The following is an 18,559-nucleotide window of genomic DNA, read 5'->3' on the forward strand; positions in this document are numbered from 1 at the left end:
CCGATTGCCGCAAATCGGCTGGCTGAAGGCCATTGACTTCAGATAGGCATTTGCGCCACTTTGGTTAATGAACGGGCGCGCTGGTGGGCGGTGCAGCCAGTCGCGACGGGGGGATTTGACATGCGTATCGGGTTTGCGTCTGTGCTGGCGATGCTTGCGGCCGCACCAGTGCTGGCAGCGCCGAGCACCCGCATCAAGGTGGAAACCAGCTCGCTCGGCGTCGATGCAACGTTGGTCGACAGCACGACCGGCGGCGCGCAGAGCGTTTCGGGATCACCGGGCCCGCACACCTACTTCGCCTCGGCGGCACCGGGGGTGCTCAAGGTGCAGGCCAGTACCCTTGGGCCCTTCAACTTCGGGGCGTGCTGCACCCAATTGGTCAATGGGATCGGTGCTTCCGTCAGCTTCAGCGATGTGATCACGGTCAACGCACCGGGGCTGACATCGGGCAGTTTTGTGGCCACCATCCTGATCGACGGCGCCTTGTCGTCCGCGGCGGCCGGTGCTGGCGGCGTGGTCGCCTTCAGCAATTCGGAAACCCGTGTGGAGGTTGCCGGCCTGGCTGATCCGGTGTTCAGTTTTCAGGTCAACCAATCGAATTACAATGGGTTTGTCGGCGGCTCGGCCACCCTGACGCGCAGCCGTCTGGGTGCGCCCTATGCTGGCCCGCTTACCGGTGCGTTCACCTTCACCATCCCGTTTGAAAATCTGATCGGGCAGACGGTGACCATCACGCAATCGTGCGGAGCCAATGCCCGCACGTTCCAGCAGGGTGACAGCTCCAGTTCCGGTTGCGATTATTCGCACACCATCACCTGGGGCGGCATCAACCAGGTGCTGGATGAAAATGGAACGCCGGTCAGCAACTTCACCGCGCTCGGCAGCAACGGCACCAATTATGCACAGGCCATCAACGCCGTTCCGGAACCGTCGAGCTGGGCGATGCTGATCGCCGGCTTTGGCCTGGTGGGTTCGGCCGCGCGCCGTCAGAAGCGCGCGCAGCGGGCCTGATCGTCAGTTGACGGCCGCCGGCGCGCCGCGCAGCCGGCAGCCCCGCGCTTTCATCATCCCCTTGATGTAACTGCGCCGCAATTGGCCGGCGAGACGGGCGGCGGCCACTTTGCGCGCGGCCTTGTTGGCGCCGGTGATCTCGCGGATGATGCCCTGGCCCGGCACCAGGCTGCCGGTGATGCCTTCGGCACTGTCGAGCAGAAACTCCACCGGGTCGCGGTTCTTGCGGGCCTTCAGGCCGGGATCGTCGACATCGGAGCCAACCAGCGCCGTCATCCGGTTCACTTCGCCGTTCAGCCCGCGACAGCTCTTCAGGCCCGCCAGCTCATACGGGTTGGCCATGATCGCTTCCAGCGCGGCTGCGAGCTTGGGCTTCATGATGTTGAGGTCACGCAGCGGGCGGCTGGCGGCCCGCCCCAACTGCTCATCCGTGTCGCCCTTTTCGGGCATGACCACGGCCTCGGCACCAGTACGCGGATTGGGCGGGGTTTGCGCCGCAGCGGCACTGGCCGCAGCGAGCAGCAAGACGACAAAATTGCAATTCATGCGGCCAAAATGCGCTCTGGCTTGCGCTGGCGCATGCGGCGGAAACTACCCAGGCGCTGGTTCGTGCCGCTTCAGCCTTTACCCATCAGCCGCAGCACTTCCGAACGGCTGCTGGCATCCTCGCGGAACACGCCCATCATGCGGCTGGTGGTCATCACCACGCCCGGCGTCATCACGCCGCGCGCCGACATGCAGGCATGGGTCGCCTCGATGACCACAGCCACGCCCACCGGATCGAGATGCTGCTGGATGCAATCGGCAACTTCGGCAGTGAGGCGTTCCTGCACCTGCAACCGCCTTGCATAGCCGTGCAGCACGCGCGCCAGCTTGGAAATGCCCACCACCCGGCTGCGCGGCAGATAGGCGATGTGCGCCTTGCCGATGATCGGCGCCATGTGATGTTCGCAATGCGACTGGAACGGGATGTCGCGCAGGATGACGATCTCGTCATAGCCGCCGACTTCGGCGAAGGTGCGCGACAGGTGCAAGCCGGGGTCTTCGGCATAGCCCTTGGTATATTCGCGCCAGGCCCGCGTCACTCGCGCCGGCGTATCGAGCAGACCTTCACGGTCGGGATCATCGCCGGTCCAGCGAATCAGCGTGCGGATGGCGGCTTCGGCTTCGGCAGCCGGGATGGTGACGAAGCTTGCCGGCGCCGGCGCATCAAGCGGGGCATCGTCATCATGAATGAAATCGGATTCATCGGACATGGGCAAATCTCTCCCGCTTCGCGCGCCAGCCTGGCCCGCTGCGGCCGCTGAACAATCCCTGCCATGACCAGCGGGGGAAGCGCGCCCTAAAGCCTGCCCGGCCCGCGCGGCAACCGACCCATTGTCGCAGCCCCGCCGGCATATGCCTCATTCCGGGGCCTCAACCGGCCTGGCGGGCACGGCTGGCGCGCTTGCGCTCGTTGGGGTCGAGATGGATCTTGCGCAGGCGGATGAAATTGGGCGTCACCTCGACCAGCTCGTCCTCGTCGATATAGGCGATGGCCTGTTCCAGCGTCAGCTTCTTGGGCGGGCTGAGCACGATGGCATCATCCTTGCCGCTGGCGCGGAAGTTGGTCAGCGCCTTGGATTTCAGCGGGTTGACCTCCAGATCGTCGTCGCGGGCATTCTCGCCGATCACCATGCCCTGATAGACGGATTCGCCCGGCGCGATCATCAACGTGCCGCGCGGCTGCAGATAACCGAGCGCATAGGCGACGGCATCGCCGCTTTCCGTCGAGATCAGCACGCCGTTGGCGCGGCCCGAAATGGGACCCTTGTGCGGGCCATATTTTTCGAACAGCCGGTTCATGATGCCGGTGCCGCGCGTGTCGGACAGGAATTCGCCGTGATAGCCGATCAGGCCGCGCGACGGCGCCGAGAAGGTCAGGCGGGTCTTGCCGCCGCCCGATGGGCGCATGTCGGTCATCTCGGCCTTGCGGCCGGCCATCTTCTCGACGACCGTGCCCGAATATTGCTCATCCACGTCGATGACGACGGTTTCATACGGCTCGGTGCGCTTGCCATTGTCATCGGTGCCGAAAATCACCCGCGGCCGCGCAATCGACAGCTCAAAGCCTTCGCGGCGCATGGTTTCGATCAGCACGCCCAACTGCAATTCACCGCGCCCGGCAACTTCGAACGCGTCCTTGGAGGCGCTTTCGGTGATCTTGATGGCGACATTGCCTTCGGCTTCGCGGATCAACCGATCGGCGATCATGCGGCTGGTCACCTTGCTGCCATCGCGGCCGGCGTAAGGCGAATCGTTGACGCTGAACGTCATCGACAGCGTCGGCGGATCGATGGGCTGCGCATGCAGCGGCTCCGAAACGCTGACGTCGGCGATGGTGTCGGCGACGGTGGCCTTGGTCAGGCCGGCCAGGGCGATGATGTCACCGGCCTTGGCTTCTTCCACCGGCACCCGCTCCAGGCCCTGGAAGGCAAAGATCTTCGAGGCGCGGCCGGTTTCGGCAATGGTGCCATCCGGGTTGAGCGCATGGATCGCCGTGTTGACCTTCAGCGTGCCCGAAATCACCCGGCCGGTGAGGATGCGGCCGACGAACGAGTCGCGATCGAGCAACGACACCAGCATCTTGAATTCGGCATCCGGATCGCCGGCCGGCGGCGGCACATGATCGACGATCGTCTGGAACAAGGGCTTCAGATCGCCGGACCGCACATTTTCGTCCAGGCCGGCATAGCCGTTGCGACCCGAGGCGTAGAGGGTCGGGAAATCGAGCTGCTCGTCATTGGCTTCCAGCGTGACGAACAGATCGAACACTTCGTTCAGCACTTCGTCGGCGCGCGCATCGGGGCGGTCGATCTTGTTGACCACCACGATCGGCTTCAAGCCCAGCGCCAGCGCCTTGCCGCAGACGAATTTGGTCTGCGGCATCGGTCCTTCGGCGGCATCGACCAGCAGGATGACGCCATCGACCATCGAAAGGATGCGCTCAACCTCGCCACCAAAATCGGCGTGGCCGGGGGTGTCGACGATGTTGATGTGGAAGTTTTCCCCGGACGGGCTGGCCCATTCGATCGACGTGCATTTCGCCAGGATGGTGATCCCGCGTTCCTTTTCCAGATCGTTCGAATCCATCGCGCGTTCCGCCACCCGCTGGTTGTCGCGGAAGGTGCCGGATTGGCGAAAAAGCTGGTCGACCAATGTGGTCTTGCCATGGTCGACGTGCGCGATGATCGCGATGTTGCGGATGGACATGCGGGGGTTCCGAAGGGCAAGGACAGGGAGGGACAAGCCGAAAACGCGCCGGCCAGACAGCCGCGCCATAGGCTAAGGGGGGCCATTCGGCAAGCCGGCAACGCGCCCGCCCATGCCGCCCCTTTTGCGGCCCCGTTTGCTGCAATGCGGCGTCCATCGATAATCTATGGTCGCCGCGACGCCAGGAACGATTGACTCATCATGCCATGCTGGGCCATGTCGCCGCAATCAGCGGGAGGGGAACCCTGATGTCGGTTACGCATAGGACAAGCAACATGCCGGTAGACAGCGACGACCTGTCGGCATCGGAGTTGCCCGATGCCGTTCCCCATGTAACGCCGGCTGCGCGTCTCAGCGTTGGCGCACTGCTTGCGGAAACACGCAGCGCCACCGGTCGCGAACTGGTCGAATTCAGCCGCGAAACCCGGGTGCCGCTGCGCCACCTGATGGCGATCGAAGCCGATGATCATCGCAGCCTGCCGGCGCTGCCCTATGCGCTGGGCTTCGTCAAAAGCTATGCGCGCTGTCTGGGGTTGAATTCCGAAGCGGTGGCAGCCCAGTTCCGCTCTGAAACCAGCATCACCCCGCATGTGCCGACGCCACTGATCATGGAGCCGCTGGCCGAATCCCGGCTGCCGTCGCGCGGGCTGGCGTGGGGCAGTGTTGCCCTGCTGGTGGTGCTGATCGGTGCACTGGGCCTTTATGGTGCCGGCGTGTTCGATCCGGCGCCCGTGCCTGTTGAAACGGCTGCGCCGGAAACCGCTGTGGCCGATATCGCCGCCAATCCGGCCAACGCTGCGCTTGCGCCCCAACCGGGCGCCGCCCCGGCTGATCCGGCCCTGGCCGCGCCGCTGCCCGCCAACCCTGCCGCTGGCAACTTGCCGGTGCCGCCCGCCGCCGCCGCCGCTGCGCCCACCATACCCCTCAGCGGCCCCGTCGTGCTGGTGGCGCAGGAAGATGTCTGGCTGAAAATCTATGATCGCGTCACCGGGCGACGTGCCTTCATGGGCGTCCTGTCTGCCGGGCAACGCTTTGCGGTGCCGGCCGATGGCCCGCCGCTCACCATGCGCGCCGGCCGCGCTGGTGTGGTGCAGGTGCAGGTGGCCGGCGTGGTGCTGCCATCGCTTGGCGGGTCGGTCTCGACCATCGATGGCGTGGTGTTGACTGCGCCGGCGCTGGCTGCCCGCTTTGCGCCGCCGCCCGCCGAAGTTGTTGCTGCGGGGCCGCTGGCCGGTCCGGCTGCGCGGCGGCCCGTTCAGCCGCCGGCAAGCCAGGGCGGGGCACAGGGTTAGACGACAGGCAATTCGAACGGAGACTGACGTGGTGCGCTTGGCTGATCTTGCCCTTGTCTGTGCCGTGCTGGCGAGTGTCACGGCCCTGCCAGTGGCCGCGCAGGCGGTGGACGTCGGCAAACTCGATCGCCGGGTCGGCAAGCTCGAATCGGAAATGCGCGCCGTGCAGCGCAAGGTGTTCCCCGGCGGCGATGCGCGGTTCTTTGAACCCGAAATTCCGGCCCAGGCCGCCGTGCCGGAACCGGCCCCGGCGGCGGCGCCGGCCACCACGCCGATTGCCGATCTGTCTGCGCGGGTTGATGCGCTGGAATCCAGCGTGCGCGGCTTGACCGGCCAGATCGAGGCGATCGAGTATAAATTGCGCCAGTTGGAAGACGGCCAGCGCCGGTTGAAGGGCGATGTCGAATTTCGGCTGAACAAATTGGAGAGCCCCGGGGAAAATCCCGGCGGCGCTGCGCCCGGCGATGCACCGGCGGCCGTGCCAGCGGCCGCACCCGCGACCTCCGCCGCGCCACCGCCGGCAACCAAGCCCGCGGCCGTCACTCCTGCCACTGCGCCCCCCGCCACCGCAGATGCGGCGTGGGCGCTGGCCTATCCCAAGGTGACCGGCCGCGATTGGCCGGCGGTGGAAAGCCTGATGGGCAAATTCGTTGCGGATTGGCCGAAATCGACGCGGGTGGGTCAGGCCCGATACTGGATCGGCCGCAGCCATGCCGCACGGGGCCAGCATGCGCAGGCAGCACAGGCGTTTCTGGAAGTCTATCAGACGACGCCGCGGGCCTCCGCCGCACCCGATGCGCTCATCGGGCTGGCGGGATCGTTGAATGCCATGGCCAAACCGCAAAAGGCCTGCGAAGTGCTCGGGGAACTCGACACCGCCTATGGTGCCAAGTTGACCGACACGCAGAAAGCCGATGCGGGCCGCCAGCGCACAAGGGCCAAATGTGCGGCCTGATCCGCCGAACCTGCCGGATTTGCCCGAACTGATTCTTGCGGCGCTGGGGCGGCCGGTGAGTGCGGCCGATCGCATCGCGGTGGCGGTGTCGGGCGGGCCGGACAGTCTGGCGCTGCTGCATCTGGCGCAGGCAGGCTTTGCCGGGCGCGTAACGGCGATCACCGTCGATCACGACCTGCGCAGCGATTCGGCCGCTGAAGCAGCCGGGGTGGCGGCCCAATGCGCCGGCCGCGGCATCGCGCATGTGACGCTGCGGCGCGATGATGCCGCCATCAGTCGCAATGTCCAGGCGCAGGCCCGCGCCGCCCGCTATGCCTTGCTCGGCGATTGGTGTGCGGCGCATGGCCATGGCCTGCTGCTCACCGCGCACCATGCTGATGATCAGGCCGAAACCCTGCTGATGCGGCTGAACCGGGCCAGTGGCAGTGACGGCCTGGCCGGCATCCGCGCGGCGCGGTGCCTGGCATCCGGCGTGTGGCTGGTGCGGCCGCTGCTTGGTCGGCGCAAGGCCGAACTGGTCGCCATCGCGGCTGCAGCCGGCTGGCAGGCGGTGGAGGATCCGTCCAATCAGGATCCGCGCCATGATCGCAGCCGGATGCGGGCGGCGCTGGCGGGCAGCGGCCTTGATGTGCCGGCGCTGGCGCAGGCGGCGGCGCATCTGGCCGACGATGCGGCAGCGCTGGAATGGGCGGCCGATCTGGCCTGGCAGGGGCGGGTGCAGCCGCAGAATGCGGGTGACGGCGCAGCGTTGCTGCTCGACGTGCGTGGCCTGCCGGCGGCGCTGGTGCAGCGCCTCCTGGCGCGTGCCGTGGCCGAACTCGGCACCAGCGCCGCGCGCGGCAATGATGTGGCGCGGCTGGCGGCACGACTCAGTGGTGGCAAAGCCGGCACGCTGGCCGGGGTGGTGGCGCGGCCGGGGCCGGTGTGGCGGCTGGGGCCGGCAAATCGCCACAATGTCGTGCAAAGCGGCAACGGGGCTGGAAAAAATGGTTACCAAAGTGTCTGATTCGGCTCAGGATAGAGGCAGAATGGCACAGGCTGATTGCAACCACGGCAAACCGGCTTATCTTGGCGGTTGGAATTCGTGCCGCTGACGGGCGCGATTGCGTGTGCAGGATGAAGTGTTGATGTCCGAAGGTCCCAACAAACGCCCCCCCAGTCCGTGGATGAAGAATCTCGGCCTCTGGGTCGTCATCCTGCTCGGCCTGGCCGTGGTCGTGAACCTGATGCAGGGGCCGAGCAGCACACGCAGCGGCGATGCCGTCGCCTATTCGGATTTCCTCGCCCGCATCGATGATGGCGCAGTGAAATCGGTGGAAATCCGCGGCGATGAAATCATCGGCCGCACCAGCAATGATGAAGAATTCCGCACCTTCAATCCCGGCGATACCCAGCTGATCGAACGCCTGCGCACCAAGGGTGTGCGCTTCGATGCCCGCCCCGAAGAAAGCCGGTCGGTGCTGGTACAGTTGTTCTTCAACATGCTGCCGTTCATCCTGATGATCGGCATCTGGATTTTCGTGATGCGCCAGATGCAGAATGGCGCTGGCCGTGGCGCCATGGGTTTCGGCAAGAGCCGCGCCAAGCTGTTGGTGCAAAAGGAAGGCCGCGTGACGTTCGACGATGTCGCCGGCATCGATGAAGCCCGCGAGGAATTGCAGGAGATCGTCGATTTCCTGAAAGACCCCAGCCGCTTCAGCCGCCTGGGTGGCAAGATCCCCAAGGGCGCGCTGCTCGTCGGTCCGCCGGGCACGGGCAAGACGCTGCTGGCCCGCGCCATCGCCGGCGAAGCCAATGTCCCGTTCTTCTCGATCTCCGGTTCCGATTTTGTTGAAATGTTCGTCGGTGTCGGCGCCAGCCGCGTGCGCGACATGTTCGAACAGGGCAAGAAATCGGCGCCGTGCATCATCTTCATCGATGAAATCGACGCGGTCGGCCGCAGCCGCGGTGCCGGCCTGGGTGGCGGCAACGATGAACGCGAACAGACATTGAACCAGTTGCTGGTCGAAATGGATGGCTTCGATGCCAATGAAGGCATCATCATCATCGCCGCGACGAACCGCCCCGACGTGCTCGATCCGGCCTTGCTGCGTCCCGGCCGCTTTGATCGCCAGGTGGTGGTTGGCCGCCCCGACATCGACGGCCGCGAAAAGATCCTGGCCGTGCACATGAAGAAGGTGCCGTTGTCGCCGGATGTGAACGCCCGCACCATTGCGCGCGGCACGCCCGGCTTTGCCGGCGCCGATCTTGCCAATCTGGTCAACGAAGCCGCGCTGCTGGCGGCGCGTCGCGGCAAGCGCCTTGTGTCCATGCGCGAATTCGAAGACGCCAAGGACAAGGTGTTGATGGGTGTCGAGCGCAAGACGCTGGCGATGACCGAAGACGAAAAGAAGATGACCGCCTATCATGAGGCTGGCCACGCACTCGTCTCGCTACACGAGGAAGCATCCGATCCGATCCACAAGGCGACGATCATCCCGCGTGGCCGCGCGCTGGGCATGGTGATGCGCCTGCCGGAGCGGGACCAGTACAGCTATCACCGTGACAAGATGTACGCCAATCTGGCGGTGTCGATGGGCGGCCGCGTCGCCGAGGAAGTCATCTTCGGTTATGACAAGGTCAGTTCGGGTGCGTCGTCCGACATCAGCTATGCCACGGATCTGGCCCGCTCGATGGCGACGCAGTGGGGCATGTCCGACAAGCTGGGCCCGCTGAAATATACCGAAAATCAGGAAGAGGTCTTCCTGGGCCACAGCGTGAGCAAGACCCAGAATATCTCCGAGCAGACCGCGCAGCTCATCGACGAAGAAGTGCGCTCCATCGTCACCAAGGGCTATTATCGCGCCAAGCAGTTGCTGACCGAACATATCGATCAACTGCACGCGATTGCCGGTGCCCTGCTGGAATATGAAACCCTGACGGGCGACGAGATCAAGAAGGTGATGGACGGCGGCTCGATCGATCGCGGTTCCGCCACCACCACCCCGGTGGCGCGCCCGACCTCTGGCGCATCCGCCATTCCCAAGGCCGGCCGCCGCGGCACCGGTCTGGGTGAGGCACCCGCCGGCGCGTGAGCCGCTGGTTCTTGCTGGCCGGGGCGCTGATCGCAGCGACCCCGGCCACAGCACAATCCATGACCACTGCACCGCAAGCCGCCATCCGACCGATGATCAGCTGGTTCGAAATCCCGGCAACCGATCTGGCCCGTGCCCGCCGCTTTTACGAGGCGGTGTTCGGCATTGCCATGACCGTCGAGACGGTTGACGGCTATGACATGGCGATCTTCCCCGGCGACGGAACGCCGGGTGGGGCGTTGGTGAAGGGCGATGTCTATGTGCCCGGCAAGGCCGGTCCGATTCTCTATTTCCGCGTGCCCGATATCGATACGGTGTTGGCACGCGCCCTGACCGCCGGCGGCCGCAGCCTTTATGCGAAGAAGGCTATCGGCGCCAACGGCTGGGTGGCCGAATTCGAAGACAGCGAAGGCAATCGCATCGCGCTCAGCCAGCCGCGTTGATACGGCCTATTCCTCGGCGTGGTCACCGGGTTCACGGCCGAGCGCCGGTTGCGTGAAGGCATAGACCGCCAGACAGGCCAGTGCCGCAGCGCCAAGCCAATAGGTGACAGTGTGGCCAATCTGGTAAAGTCCGATACCGATGGCCGGCGCAAAGATGAAGCAACTGCCGTTGACCGATGTGACCGCCCCCGCCACGCCGCCCTGTTCGGCGCGGGACACAGCGATGCTGGCCCCCGCAGTGAAGCCGGGCCGCGCCAGGCCATAGCCCATGCTCATCAGGGCAAAGGCCAGCACCAGCGCATAAAGGCTGCCCGACAGGGCGATGCCAGCCGTGCCGGCGGCCGCAATCACGGTGCCCCAGCGCATCAGGGCCGGCGGGGTGAGCCGCAATTGCGGGATCAGCGCCCACTGCGCCAAAAGGGTTGAAAACGCCCCAGCCATGAAGATCAGCGCGATCGAATGTTGCGAGGCCAAGGCATCGCCGCCCAGCGTGTCGATCACCAGAAAGCCCAGTGCCTGGCCGGTGGCGGCCTGGATGGAACCCGAAACGAAACCGAAGATCATGAAGGGCAGGATGCGGCTGTCTCTCACGCTCAGCCGCTGGGGCCGGCCGGCGGCCGCCGCGCGCACGCTGGCCCCGGTCGTAGCCCCGGCCAGATTCGGCTCCGACGATGGCGCGCCGCTGCCCTTCTGCACCTGGCCCGGTCCGTGGGTCGGATCATCATCCGGCAGCACACGGGCCACGGCCACCATCACGATCAGGGCAATGAAGGCAAAGGCGAACATCGGCCCGGAAAGCCCGAGCGGGGCGAGGATGAAGAGCGGCGCCACGGCCGGCCCGATGATGGTGCCCAGGCCGAACGCCGATGACAGGCTGGACAGGGCCGCGGTGCGGTCCTGCTCGTCGGTACGGCCGGCCACATAGGCCTGCGCCGCCGGGTTGGCCGCCGAACCGAAGATGCCGAACAGGCTGCGCAATGTGGCAAACAGCGCAAAGGTCGCGATGGGCGCCAGCCAGCCGTTCAGCCCGGCATAGATGGCGATGCCGCAGCCCGCCATCGACACCATGAATCCCAGCGAGCCGACCAGCATCAGCCGGCGCCGGCCGCGGATGTCACTCTGCCGGGCCCAATAAGGGGCGCTGAACGTCCACAACAGGGCCGAAAAGGAAAAGATCACCGCCACCAGCATGTCGGGCAAGTGGATGACGCGGGCGATGGCCGGCAGCACCGTCTGCAGCGCGGTGTTGCCGGCTGCCACGGTCAACAGCGCGGCAAACACCACCGCGAATTCGCGACGCGGCAGTGAAGAGGCGCCAAGACCGGCAAAAGGATTTCGGGTTTGCACAGCTCGCTAATGGGCTGCCGGCGCGCCGCTGCCAACCCGTTACTTTTTCGCAATCAGCCCGGCCAACCGCTGCACATCCGCAATATAATCCGTTTCGGGCAGGCCAGCATGTTTCAGCCCGGTGGCGGCGGCAACCAGCATGCGCGCCAGGCCGGCCGCATCCGCCTGCCCCGCCCTGGCCAACCGCGTTGCCAGCAACGCTTCGAACCGGGCCGCGCTGGCATGGTGCAGATCGGCGGTCAGGCTGGCGGCAACGGCCAATATTTCATCGGCATGGTCGCTGGCGTGGCACAGGCGGTGGATTGGCAGGTCTTTGGCCACGATGGCACCGAACAGACCGTCCACCGGATCCGCCCCTTCGGGCCATGCCTGTTCGGCGGCGATGGCGGCATCGGCCAGCAGCGCTTCGGCCACGGCGCGGAACACCGCTTCCTTGCCGGGAAACAGCAGATAGAGCGCCGGCCGCGACATGCCGGCAGCCGCGGCAATATCGGCCATGGTGCAACGCCGGTAACCATGACGGGAAAAGGCACTGATGGCCGCTGTCACCACCCGGGCGCGGCGGTCTTCAATCGGCAGGTTTGACAAAACAGACGACATTTGTCAGTTTGTATCACGATCAAGCGGGAATCGACAAGCAGGAGCGTGGCAATGTCACAAACGCAGGGCAAGGTGCTGGTCACCGGCGCATCGGGCTATATCGCCGGTTTCATCATTCAGGCGCTGGTGCGCGATGGCTGGCAGGTGCGCGGCACCATCCGCAATCTGGCGCGGGCCGCGGAAGTGCGGGCCACGCTCGGGCTGCCCGATCTGGAACTGGTGGCCTGTGACCTGATGAGCGATGCCGGCTGGGCCGAAGCCATGGCCGGGATCGACCATGTCCAGCACATCGCCTCGCCAATTCCCGCCGGTGAACCCAAGAACCCCGACGATCTGATCATTCCGGCCCGCGAAGGCGCGCTCAGGGCGTTGCGCTTTGCCCACGCCGCCGGCGTGAAGCGGGTGGTGATGACCAGCAGCATGGCGGCCATCGCTTATGGTCATGGTGACGGCCACACGCCGTTCACCGAAGCCGACTGGTCCAACGTCAACAGCCTGGATGCCTATGCCTATATCAAGTCCAAGACGCTGGCCGAGCGCGCAGCGCGCGACTGGATGACGGCAAACGGGAAGGGCATGGAATATGTCTCGATCAACCCGGCAGCCGTGCTCGGCCCGGTGCTGGGCGCCGATTTTTCCACCAGCCTGGAAGTGGTGAAGAAATTGCTCGATGGCGCACTGCCCGGCCTGCCGAACTTGGGCTTTGGCGTGGTGGATGTGCGCGATGTCGCCGATCTGCATGTGCGGGCGATGACCGAGCCTGGCCTGGATGGTGAACGCTTCATCGCGCAAGGCCGCTTCCTGCGGATGCGCGAAGTTGCCGAAGTGTTGCAGGCCGGGCTGGGCAGCCAAGCGCGCCGGGTGCCCAGCCGCGGCTTGCCCAATTGGTTGTTGAAACTGCTCGCCAATTTCGATGCCACGGTGAAGATGGTGGTGCCCGAACTCGGCCGCCGCCGCGAAGCCAGCGCCGCCCACGCCCTGCAGCGGCTGGGCTGGAAAACCCGCGACGAGAAAACCACCATCCTCGATTGCGCCAACAGCCTGATCGAAAAGGGGCTGGTGAAGGCGTAACGCCTTACGCCGGCCCGCCCGCTGCGATCCAGCGGTCGATCTTGGCCTCCAGCACTGCCAGTGGCAGCGCGCCGGTCATCAGCACCTGGGCGTGGAAGCCCTTGATGTTGAACTTCGGCCCCAGTGCCGCTTCCGCCTTCGTCCGCAGCCGGCGAATCGTCAGCTGACCCATCTTGTAGGCCAGCGCCTGAGACGGAATGGCGATATAGCGCTCGACCTCGATGGTGGCATCGGTGCGGCTCATGCTGCTGTTGGCCAGCATATAGTCGATGGACTGGTCACGACCCCAGCCCTTGGAATGCAGGCCGGTATCGACCACCAGCCGCATGGCGCGCAGCATCTCGTCGTTGTACCGGCCCATCAACTGATAGGGATCGGTGAACATGCCCAGTTCCGGCCCGAGGCTTTCGGCGTAGAGCGCCCAGCCTTCGACAAAGGCGGTATTGCCGCCAAAACGCTGGAATGCCGGCAGTTTCTCATTCTCCTGCGCCAGGCTGATCTGGAAATGATGGCCAGGCACGGCTTCGTGCAGGAACAAGGTCTCCACGCCCGTGGTGCTGCGCGATGGCAGATCATAGGCGTTGTAATAGAACACGCCGGGGCGGCTGCCGTCCGGCGTGCCGTTCTGATAGCTGCCGGCGGCATCGGTCTTCTCGCGGTGCGGCGGCACCGGGCGGATTTCCAGGCCGCCCTTGGGCAGGGTGGCGAACAAATTGCCGACCACCTTGTCGATGCGGGTGCCGGTAGCACGGAAGGCATCGCCCATCGCCTGTGCAGAGGCGAACTTGAAGCGCGGATCGCTGCGCAAATAGTCGAAAAACGCCTTGCGGTCGCCCTTGAAGCCGACCTTGGCCTGCACTTCGTCAATGCCCTTCAGGATGCGGGCAACTTCGCTCAGGCCGATGTTGTGGATCGCGTCCGGCGTCAGATCGGTGGTGGTCGTGCTGGCCACCAGATAGCGATAAAGCTCTGGCCCGCCCGGCATCGCCGCCAGGCCGACGCTGTCGCGCGCCACCGGCAGATATTCATTGTTCAGAAAATCACGCAGCCGCAGCAAGGCCGGGTTCACCCGCTCGCCGATCATCTTGGTATAGGCGGCTTTCAACCGGACCTGATCGGCGGCGCTGAAGCCTTCGGGGAATTTCTGCACCGGCTTCATCATGATCGATGCGTCAGTGCCGCCGGCGGTGAGGTTGTTGAGCTGATCGACGACATTGCGCACCACAAGCTTGGGCTGCACCACGCCGCTGACCATGCCCTGCCGGAAGCGCAAAATGGCCAGATCGATCAGCAGCGCGAACTGGTCGCTGCGCTTCAACGCATCCTCATAATCCTTCAGCGTCTTGAACGGTGCGACGCTTTCGCCCGATTGCAACTCGGCGAGGAAATTGTGGAAGCCGAAGAAATGATCGATCGGCCGTGGCAACGTGGCCGCCAGCAGCGCCGGCGCATAGCCGGCCAGATCGGTTTCGCGCTGCCATTTGAACGTGTCGTAACTCACCTGCTCGTCGGGCGTCAGCGCGGCGCGGTCGATGCCGGCCAGCGCCTTCAGCTCGGCCTCGGCGGCGCGCTTCTCGGCCATCCAGGCGGCATCGGTGATCAGTTCGCCCAACTGATCGGCGCGCGACGTGTCCCCGCGAAACAGCGCGTTCAGCGGATTGCGCTTCAAACTGTCCGCATCGCTGGCGGCAAACAAGCTGCTCAACCGGGCGGACGGCGATTGCGCTGCGGCGGCCTGCTGCGCGGCGGCAGGCGTCAGCGCCAGCGGCGCGGTGAACAGGCTGGTGGCGAGCAGAAGGGCAACGGCAACGCGCATCATCAAAACTCCAAGGGGACCGTATTGCTGCAATAAGACGCTGGGCGGTGTAGTCAATGCCACTGAAGAGGAGTCAGAAGGGCCTCCGCCCCGGATCAAGTCCGGGGTGACGTGGGCAGGGTCGCAGACCTGCGCACCCGATAAGTTTTCGGGCGGCCTTTGCGATGTGGCCATTCCCGATCTGAGAACGAGCAGATTGTCGCGCGGATGGCCCGAACTTGCGGCATCCCATGACAAATTGTTCCGCACCAGTTTTGACGCCTTTGACGAATCCGGCGGGATTCAGGCTTTTTTCTCCTCTTTTTTGGGGCTGCGCATCAGCAGCCGTCAACAACAGGATGTCAGGCTTTGCCCGTGTAGGACAGGGCGGCAGTGCAGCCCACACCTGTCGCTTGCGCTATGTGGCTGGGGGCAGCTATGGGGTGGCTTGCAGACTAGTTGCTTTTGCGTGACTGAATCGGCAGCGCAGCCTCTCAGATTGACAAGCGAATGGCGGGAATCAACCGAGTTCAAGCCATTTCTCGGTCCAAGGACGGTCGGCTGCTCGCCGGAACCCGGTCATTTTCAGGAACTGCTGTTCGGCTTTATCTGTGGTAGCCAACGAACGGCGGCCCTTGATGGCGAGGGGCTGAGGAAGATGGCTTGTCGCACATGAACACTAGAACCACGCGGGCACCGGCTCTTTATCGGAACGCGGCATTCTTGGCGTCGTGCAGCGAGGACGCCGCCGTAGCTTGGTTGCGTGATCGGCCTGTCACCATCTCTTCGGTAATAGGCACCGTCGACACGCCACTTGACGCCCATATCCTCGAATACATCTTGTTCCGTCGGCGGAGCGCCGCAATCGATCTCGCCTTAGCCGAGTATGGTCGCTCCCAGACGATCCTCCGCCGCGTGTATCGCCGTTCCTCAGACGCCGTCAGGGTCACTGCCTGCACAAACGCTTCGCTCTTTAACGGCGGCTCCCTCGCCAATTTCTGGCGACATGACGAGAATCCTTTCGCCGATTTCCAGCGACATGAAGAAAATCTGCTCTGGGACCTCATTTTCGACGGTCCGATCGCCCAACTGCGAGCCATCTGCGAGAATCCAGGGCTGAGTGCCGGCTTCTATGGTGCGCTCATCGGTGCATGGCAGCCAGAGGATGACCGTAAGGAGGACAAGCGCTACCTCCCTGAGGATCGCTACATCGCGGTCCTTAACTTTCTTTCCGCAAACCCTCGCATCTCACAAAGCCGCAAGGAAAGCACTGAGCGGCACTACCTGGATGGGTTCGCCGAGTATAATTATAATGAATTTTATATGGGAGCGTGGGAACTCACCGAGAAAGCGCCGGTTACGCCAGATTGGGCGAACGCTTTAGCCAAACTGTACGTCAAACTATACGCACCGTGGGATTGCATCAGTGATCTTGAAGCCGTCTTGGATCGCTGGCGCCCGGCGGATGAGGGTGAATATGCAGCCACCCGCTACGTCCGTGAGGCCATCGCTGCGCGGTTCATGAAGCCATCGGTCGAGCAGTTGAACCACGCCGACCCCTCCCTCCGCCAGGCCTTCTATCGGTCTTTCGACCCGGATGCGAAGGCGTTTCGCGAACTCGACTGGAATGAGTGGATTGACCGGGACCCTAAGATATATTTCGACATTTCAGTCAACGACAAGGTCTGGGCCTCGGCGCGGGGTCGGTCTAACCTCAACAGCATGCTGTGGCATGGGTCGAAAAAGGATAACGAACTGGTGACGATTGGCTTCTACGAGGAGCGGATCGAGGAACTGCAGGCCAAGCATCCTGACTGGTTCGCCGACGAGGATCGGGACGATGACGATTACGTCGAGCCGATGCCCGACCCGATCGTCGGGTTGCGGCAGGAGATCCGTGAGCTCGTGGCATTGATGGTGGCCAAGCGCAACAATGCCATCCAGGTCGCTCTGGCCGCGATCGCCGGCATCATCGTGGGCGTGCTGATAAAGTGATGCAGGTGGCGCATCCATTTGCAGCGTTGGATAGGGTTAGGCGATTTTAGTTTGAAACAGGGCCTGATGGTTATGGATCATCTGTTCGATGACGGCTCTTCCCGTCTCTCATGCAATGCCAGTCAGCAGGCCACCGGCCAGCATTGCTCAGTTTAAAGTCATCGTGCGGAATGACCGAAAAGTCCCAAAGGCGGCCATTGCACTACAACCGGTCGAAGATGAACGAACGGCTGCTACCATGAAGCGTTTGATCGTGCGTGAATGACCGAATTTAGGGCGTAAGCGGACACACTTCCAACCAGCGCGCCCGAAGACGAAAGTGGGTGCAGGGCCTCAGGCCCTGCCCGCCGGAGGCCGCCTTTCTACCTCAACAGACCGCTCACTCCACCACCTTCCCGCGCGCCATCACCCAGCGCACCTGCGCCAGTTGCTTGGCGTCCACCGAAGGGTCGCCATCGGTGGCGATGATGTCGGCGGATTTGCCGGCTTCCAGCGTGCCGGTCTCGCTGGCCAGGCCGAGCAGCTCGGCGGCGGCGCTGGTGGCGCTGATCAGCACTTCGCGCGGGGTCATGCCGCCAAACTCCACCATGTCGGCGGCTTCCTCGCCGTTGCGGCCGTGCGCGGAAACGCCACTGTCCGTGCCGAAGGCGATGCGGGCGCCGGCCTTGCGGGCGGCGATGATCTGCTTGCCGCGCAGCGACAGGATGGCGCGGATCTTGGCTTCGACCACCGGGGTGTAGGCGCCGCTGCCCAATTGTTCGGATGTGGCGCGGAACGCCAGCAGGGTCGGCACCATCCAACTGCCGTTGGCGGCCATCACCTTCACGCCGGCCTCGTCGGCGAAGGTGCCATGCTCGATCGAATCGACTCCGGCGCGGGCGGCGGCTTCGATGCCGCGCGGGCCGTGGGCGTGGGCGGCGACCTTCAGGCCCAGGCTGTGTGCGGTGGTGACGATGGCGCGCATTTCCTCGTCGTTGAAATGCTGGTCGAGCCCGCGGCCCTGCTGGCTGAGCACGCCGCCGGTGGCGGTGAACTTGATGACATCGGCGCCGCGCTGGCTGGCTTCGCGCACCCGGGCGGCGCATTCGACCGCGCCGGTGCAGGTGTTGCCCTGGTCGAGCGCGTCGTTCACTGCCGGCGCGAATCCCGACACATCGCCGTGGCCGCCAACGATCGACAGCGAGGTGCCGGCCGCCAGGATGCGCGGGCCGGGGAACATCCCGCTGTTGATGGCATCGCGCACGGCAAAGCCAGCCAATCGGGCGCTGCCCAGATCGCGCACCGTGGTGAACCCGGCCTTGGCGGTTGCCCGCGCATTTTTCAGGCCATAGGCGACCGACAGTTCGGCGCTGTCGATCGCTTCGCGCCAGAACGGCGTGCCCGGATCGCCGGTCAGGTGGACATGGGCGTCGATCAGGCCGGGGCTGAGCGTGCGCGTTGACTGGTCAATCACCCGCGCGCCGGCTGGGATAGCAGCACTGGCCGGATTGATGGCGGTGATGCGGCCATCGGTGACGATGATGGTCGACGCCCCCAACGCCGGCTTGGCGGCATCAATGATCACGCGCGCGGCGCGGATGGCGATGGTTTCGGCAGCGGCCGGCGCGGCGGTGAGCAGCAAGGCGGCGAAAATGGCGTGGCGCATGAAATTCCCCGGGGTTGGACGCATTATGGCAGCTTAGACGACACCAGCTCACATGTTCACCTCTCCCCTTGGGGAGAGG

General features: G+C 64.7%; 16 protein-coding genes. 9 read left to right on the forward strand and 7 right to left on the reverse strand.

All coding sequences use genetic code 11. The annotated features are described in order from the left end of the window. The first annotated feature begins 120 nt into the window (after positions 1-120). Positions 121-1,011 carry a PEPxxWA-CTERM sorting domain-containing protein gene (locus ABWP22_RS02570; protein ID WP_353198357.1) on the forward strand — a complete coding sequence of 297 codons (891 nt, stop codon included), beginning with the start codon at positions 121-123 and terminating at the stop codon, positions 1,009-1,011. A 3-nt stretch (positions 1,012-1,014) separates the two neighbouring features. On the opposite strand, the gene ABWP22_RS02575 is transcribed toward ABWP22_RS02570, so the two are convergent. The 3 genes from ABWP22_RS02575 to typA form a co-directional block, all read right to left on the reverse strand. Beyond that, positions 1,015-1,557, reverse strand: a complete 543-nt coding sequence (locus tag ABWP22_RS02575; RefSeq protein ID WP_353198358.1) for a hypothetical protein — start codon at positions 1,555-1,557, stop codon at positions 1,015-1,017. 71 nt (positions 1,558-1,628) lie between these two features. After that, complete coding sequence (gene folE, locus ABWP22_RS02580; RefSeq protein ID WP_353198359.1) at positions 1,629-2,267, reverse strand: GTP cyclohydrolase I FolE; 639 nt, start codon at positions 2,265-2,267, stop codon at positions 1,629-1,631. A gap of 160 nt (positions 2,268-2,427) precedes the next feature. Beyond that, on the reverse strand, positions 2,428-4,263 hold the full coding sequence (typA, locus tag ABWP22_RS02585) for a translational GTPase TypA (protein WP_353198360.1): 1,836 nt from the start codon (positions 4,261-4,263) through the stop codon (positions 2,428-2,430). 275 nt (positions 4,264-4,538) lie between these two features. Here typA and ABWP22_RS02590 point away from each other — a divergent pair, with 275 nt between their 5' ends. The 5 genes from ABWP22_RS02590 (at position 4,539) to ABWP22_RS02610 (ending at position 10,027) form a co-directional block, all read left to right on the forward strand. Next, positions 4,539-5,555 (forward strand): helix-turn-helix domain-containing protein, encoded by a 1,017-nt coding sequence (locus ABWP22_RS02590; RefSeq protein WP_353198361.1) that lies wholly within the window; start codon positions 4,539-4,541, stop codon positions 5,553-5,555. 28 nt (positions 5,556-5,583) lie between these two features. After that, positions 5,584-6,510, forward strand: a complete 927-nt coding sequence (locus ABWP22_RS02595; protein WP_353198362.1) for a YbgF trimerization domain-containing protein — start codon at positions 5,584-5,586, stop codon at positions 6,508-6,510. Next, positions 6,500-7,516: a tRNA lysidine(34) synthetase TilS gene (gene tilS / locus ABWP22_RS02600; RefSeq protein WP_353198363.1), complete on the forward strand. Its 1,017-nt coding sequence runs from the start codon at positions 6,500-6,502 to the stop codon at positions 7,514-7,516. The genes ABWP22_RS02595 and tilS overlap by 11 nt, the downstream gene beginning before the upstream one ends. 121 nt (positions 7,517-7,637) lie before the next feature. Then, positions 7,638-9,584, forward strand: a complete 1,947-nt coding sequence (gene ftsH / locus ABWP22_RS02605) for an ATP-dependent zinc metalloprotease FtsH (protein ID WP_353198364.1) — start codon at positions 7,638-7,640, stop codon at positions 9,582-9,584. Next, a complete protein-coding gene (locus ABWP22_RS02610; RefSeq protein ID WP_353198365.1) occupies positions 9,581-10,027 on the forward strand; it encodes a VOC family protein in 447 nt (148 codons plus the stop codon). Before ftsH ends, ABWP22_RS02610 begins: the two co-directional genes overlap by 4 nt. Positions 10,028-10,033: 6 nt before the next feature. Here ABWP22_RS02610 and ABWP22_RS02615 read toward each other — a convergent pair whose 3' ends face one another. Continuing rightward, on the reverse strand, positions 10,034-11,374 hold the full coding sequence (locus ABWP22_RS02615) for an MFS transporter (RefSeq protein ID WP_353198366.1): 1,341 nt from the start codon (positions 11,372-11,374) through the stop codon (positions 10,034-10,036). 39 nt (positions 11,375-11,413) lie between these two features. Next, positions 11,414-11,974 (reverse strand): TetR/AcrR family transcriptional regulator, encoded by a 561-nt coding sequence (locus ABWP22_RS02620; RefSeq protein ID WP_353198367.1) that lies wholly within the window; start codon positions 11,972-11,974, stop codon positions 11,414-11,416. Positions 11,975-12,025: 51 nt separating this feature from the next. Between ABWP22_RS02620 and ABWP22_RS02625 the strand changes: the two genes are divergently transcribed. Next, complete coding sequence (locus tag ABWP22_RS02625; protein ID WP_353198368.1) at positions 12,026-13,045, forward strand: SDR family oxidoreductase; 1,020 nt, start codon at positions 12,026-12,028, stop codon at positions 13,043-13,045. 4 nt (positions 13,046-13,049) lie between these two features. On the opposite strand, the gene ABWP22_RS02630 is transcribed toward ABWP22_RS02625, so the two are convergent. Then, complete coding sequence (locus ABWP22_RS02630; protein ID WP_502951074.1) at positions 13,050-14,861, reverse strand: DUF885 domain-containing protein; 1,812 nt, start codon at positions 14,859-14,861, stop codon at positions 13,050-13,052. A gap of 738 nt (positions 14,862-15,599) precedes the next feature. Between ABWP22_RS02630 and ABWP22_RS02635 the strand changes: the two genes are divergently transcribed. After that, a complete protein-coding gene (locus tag ABWP22_RS02635; protein WP_353198370.1) occupies positions 15,600-16,835 on the forward strand; it encodes a hypothetical protein in 1,236 nt (411 codons plus the stop codon). Between the two features lie 88 nt (positions 16,836-16,923). After that, positions 16,924-17,100, forward strand: a complete 177-nt coding sequence (locus ABWP22_RS02640) for a hypothetical protein (RefSeq protein WP_353198371.1) — start codon at positions 16,924-16,926, stop codon at positions 17,098-17,100. A 114-nt stretch (positions 17,101-17,214) separates the two neighbouring features. Here the strand turns inward: ABWP22_RS02640 and ABWP22_RS02645 are convergent, their stop codons facing one another. Then, positions 17,215-18,480 (reverse strand): metal-dependent hydrolase family protein, encoded by a 1,266-nt coding sequence (locus tag ABWP22_RS02645; RefSeq protein ID WP_353198372.1) that lies wholly within the window; start codon positions 18,478-18,480, stop codon positions 17,215-17,217. Between the last annotated feature and the right edge of the window lie 79 nt (positions 18,481-18,559).

This window comes from Sandarakinorhabdus sp. (assembly GCF_040398665.1).
GTDB lineage: Bacteria > Pseudomonadota > Alphaproteobacteria > Sphingomonadales > Sphingomonadaceae > Sandarakinorhabdus.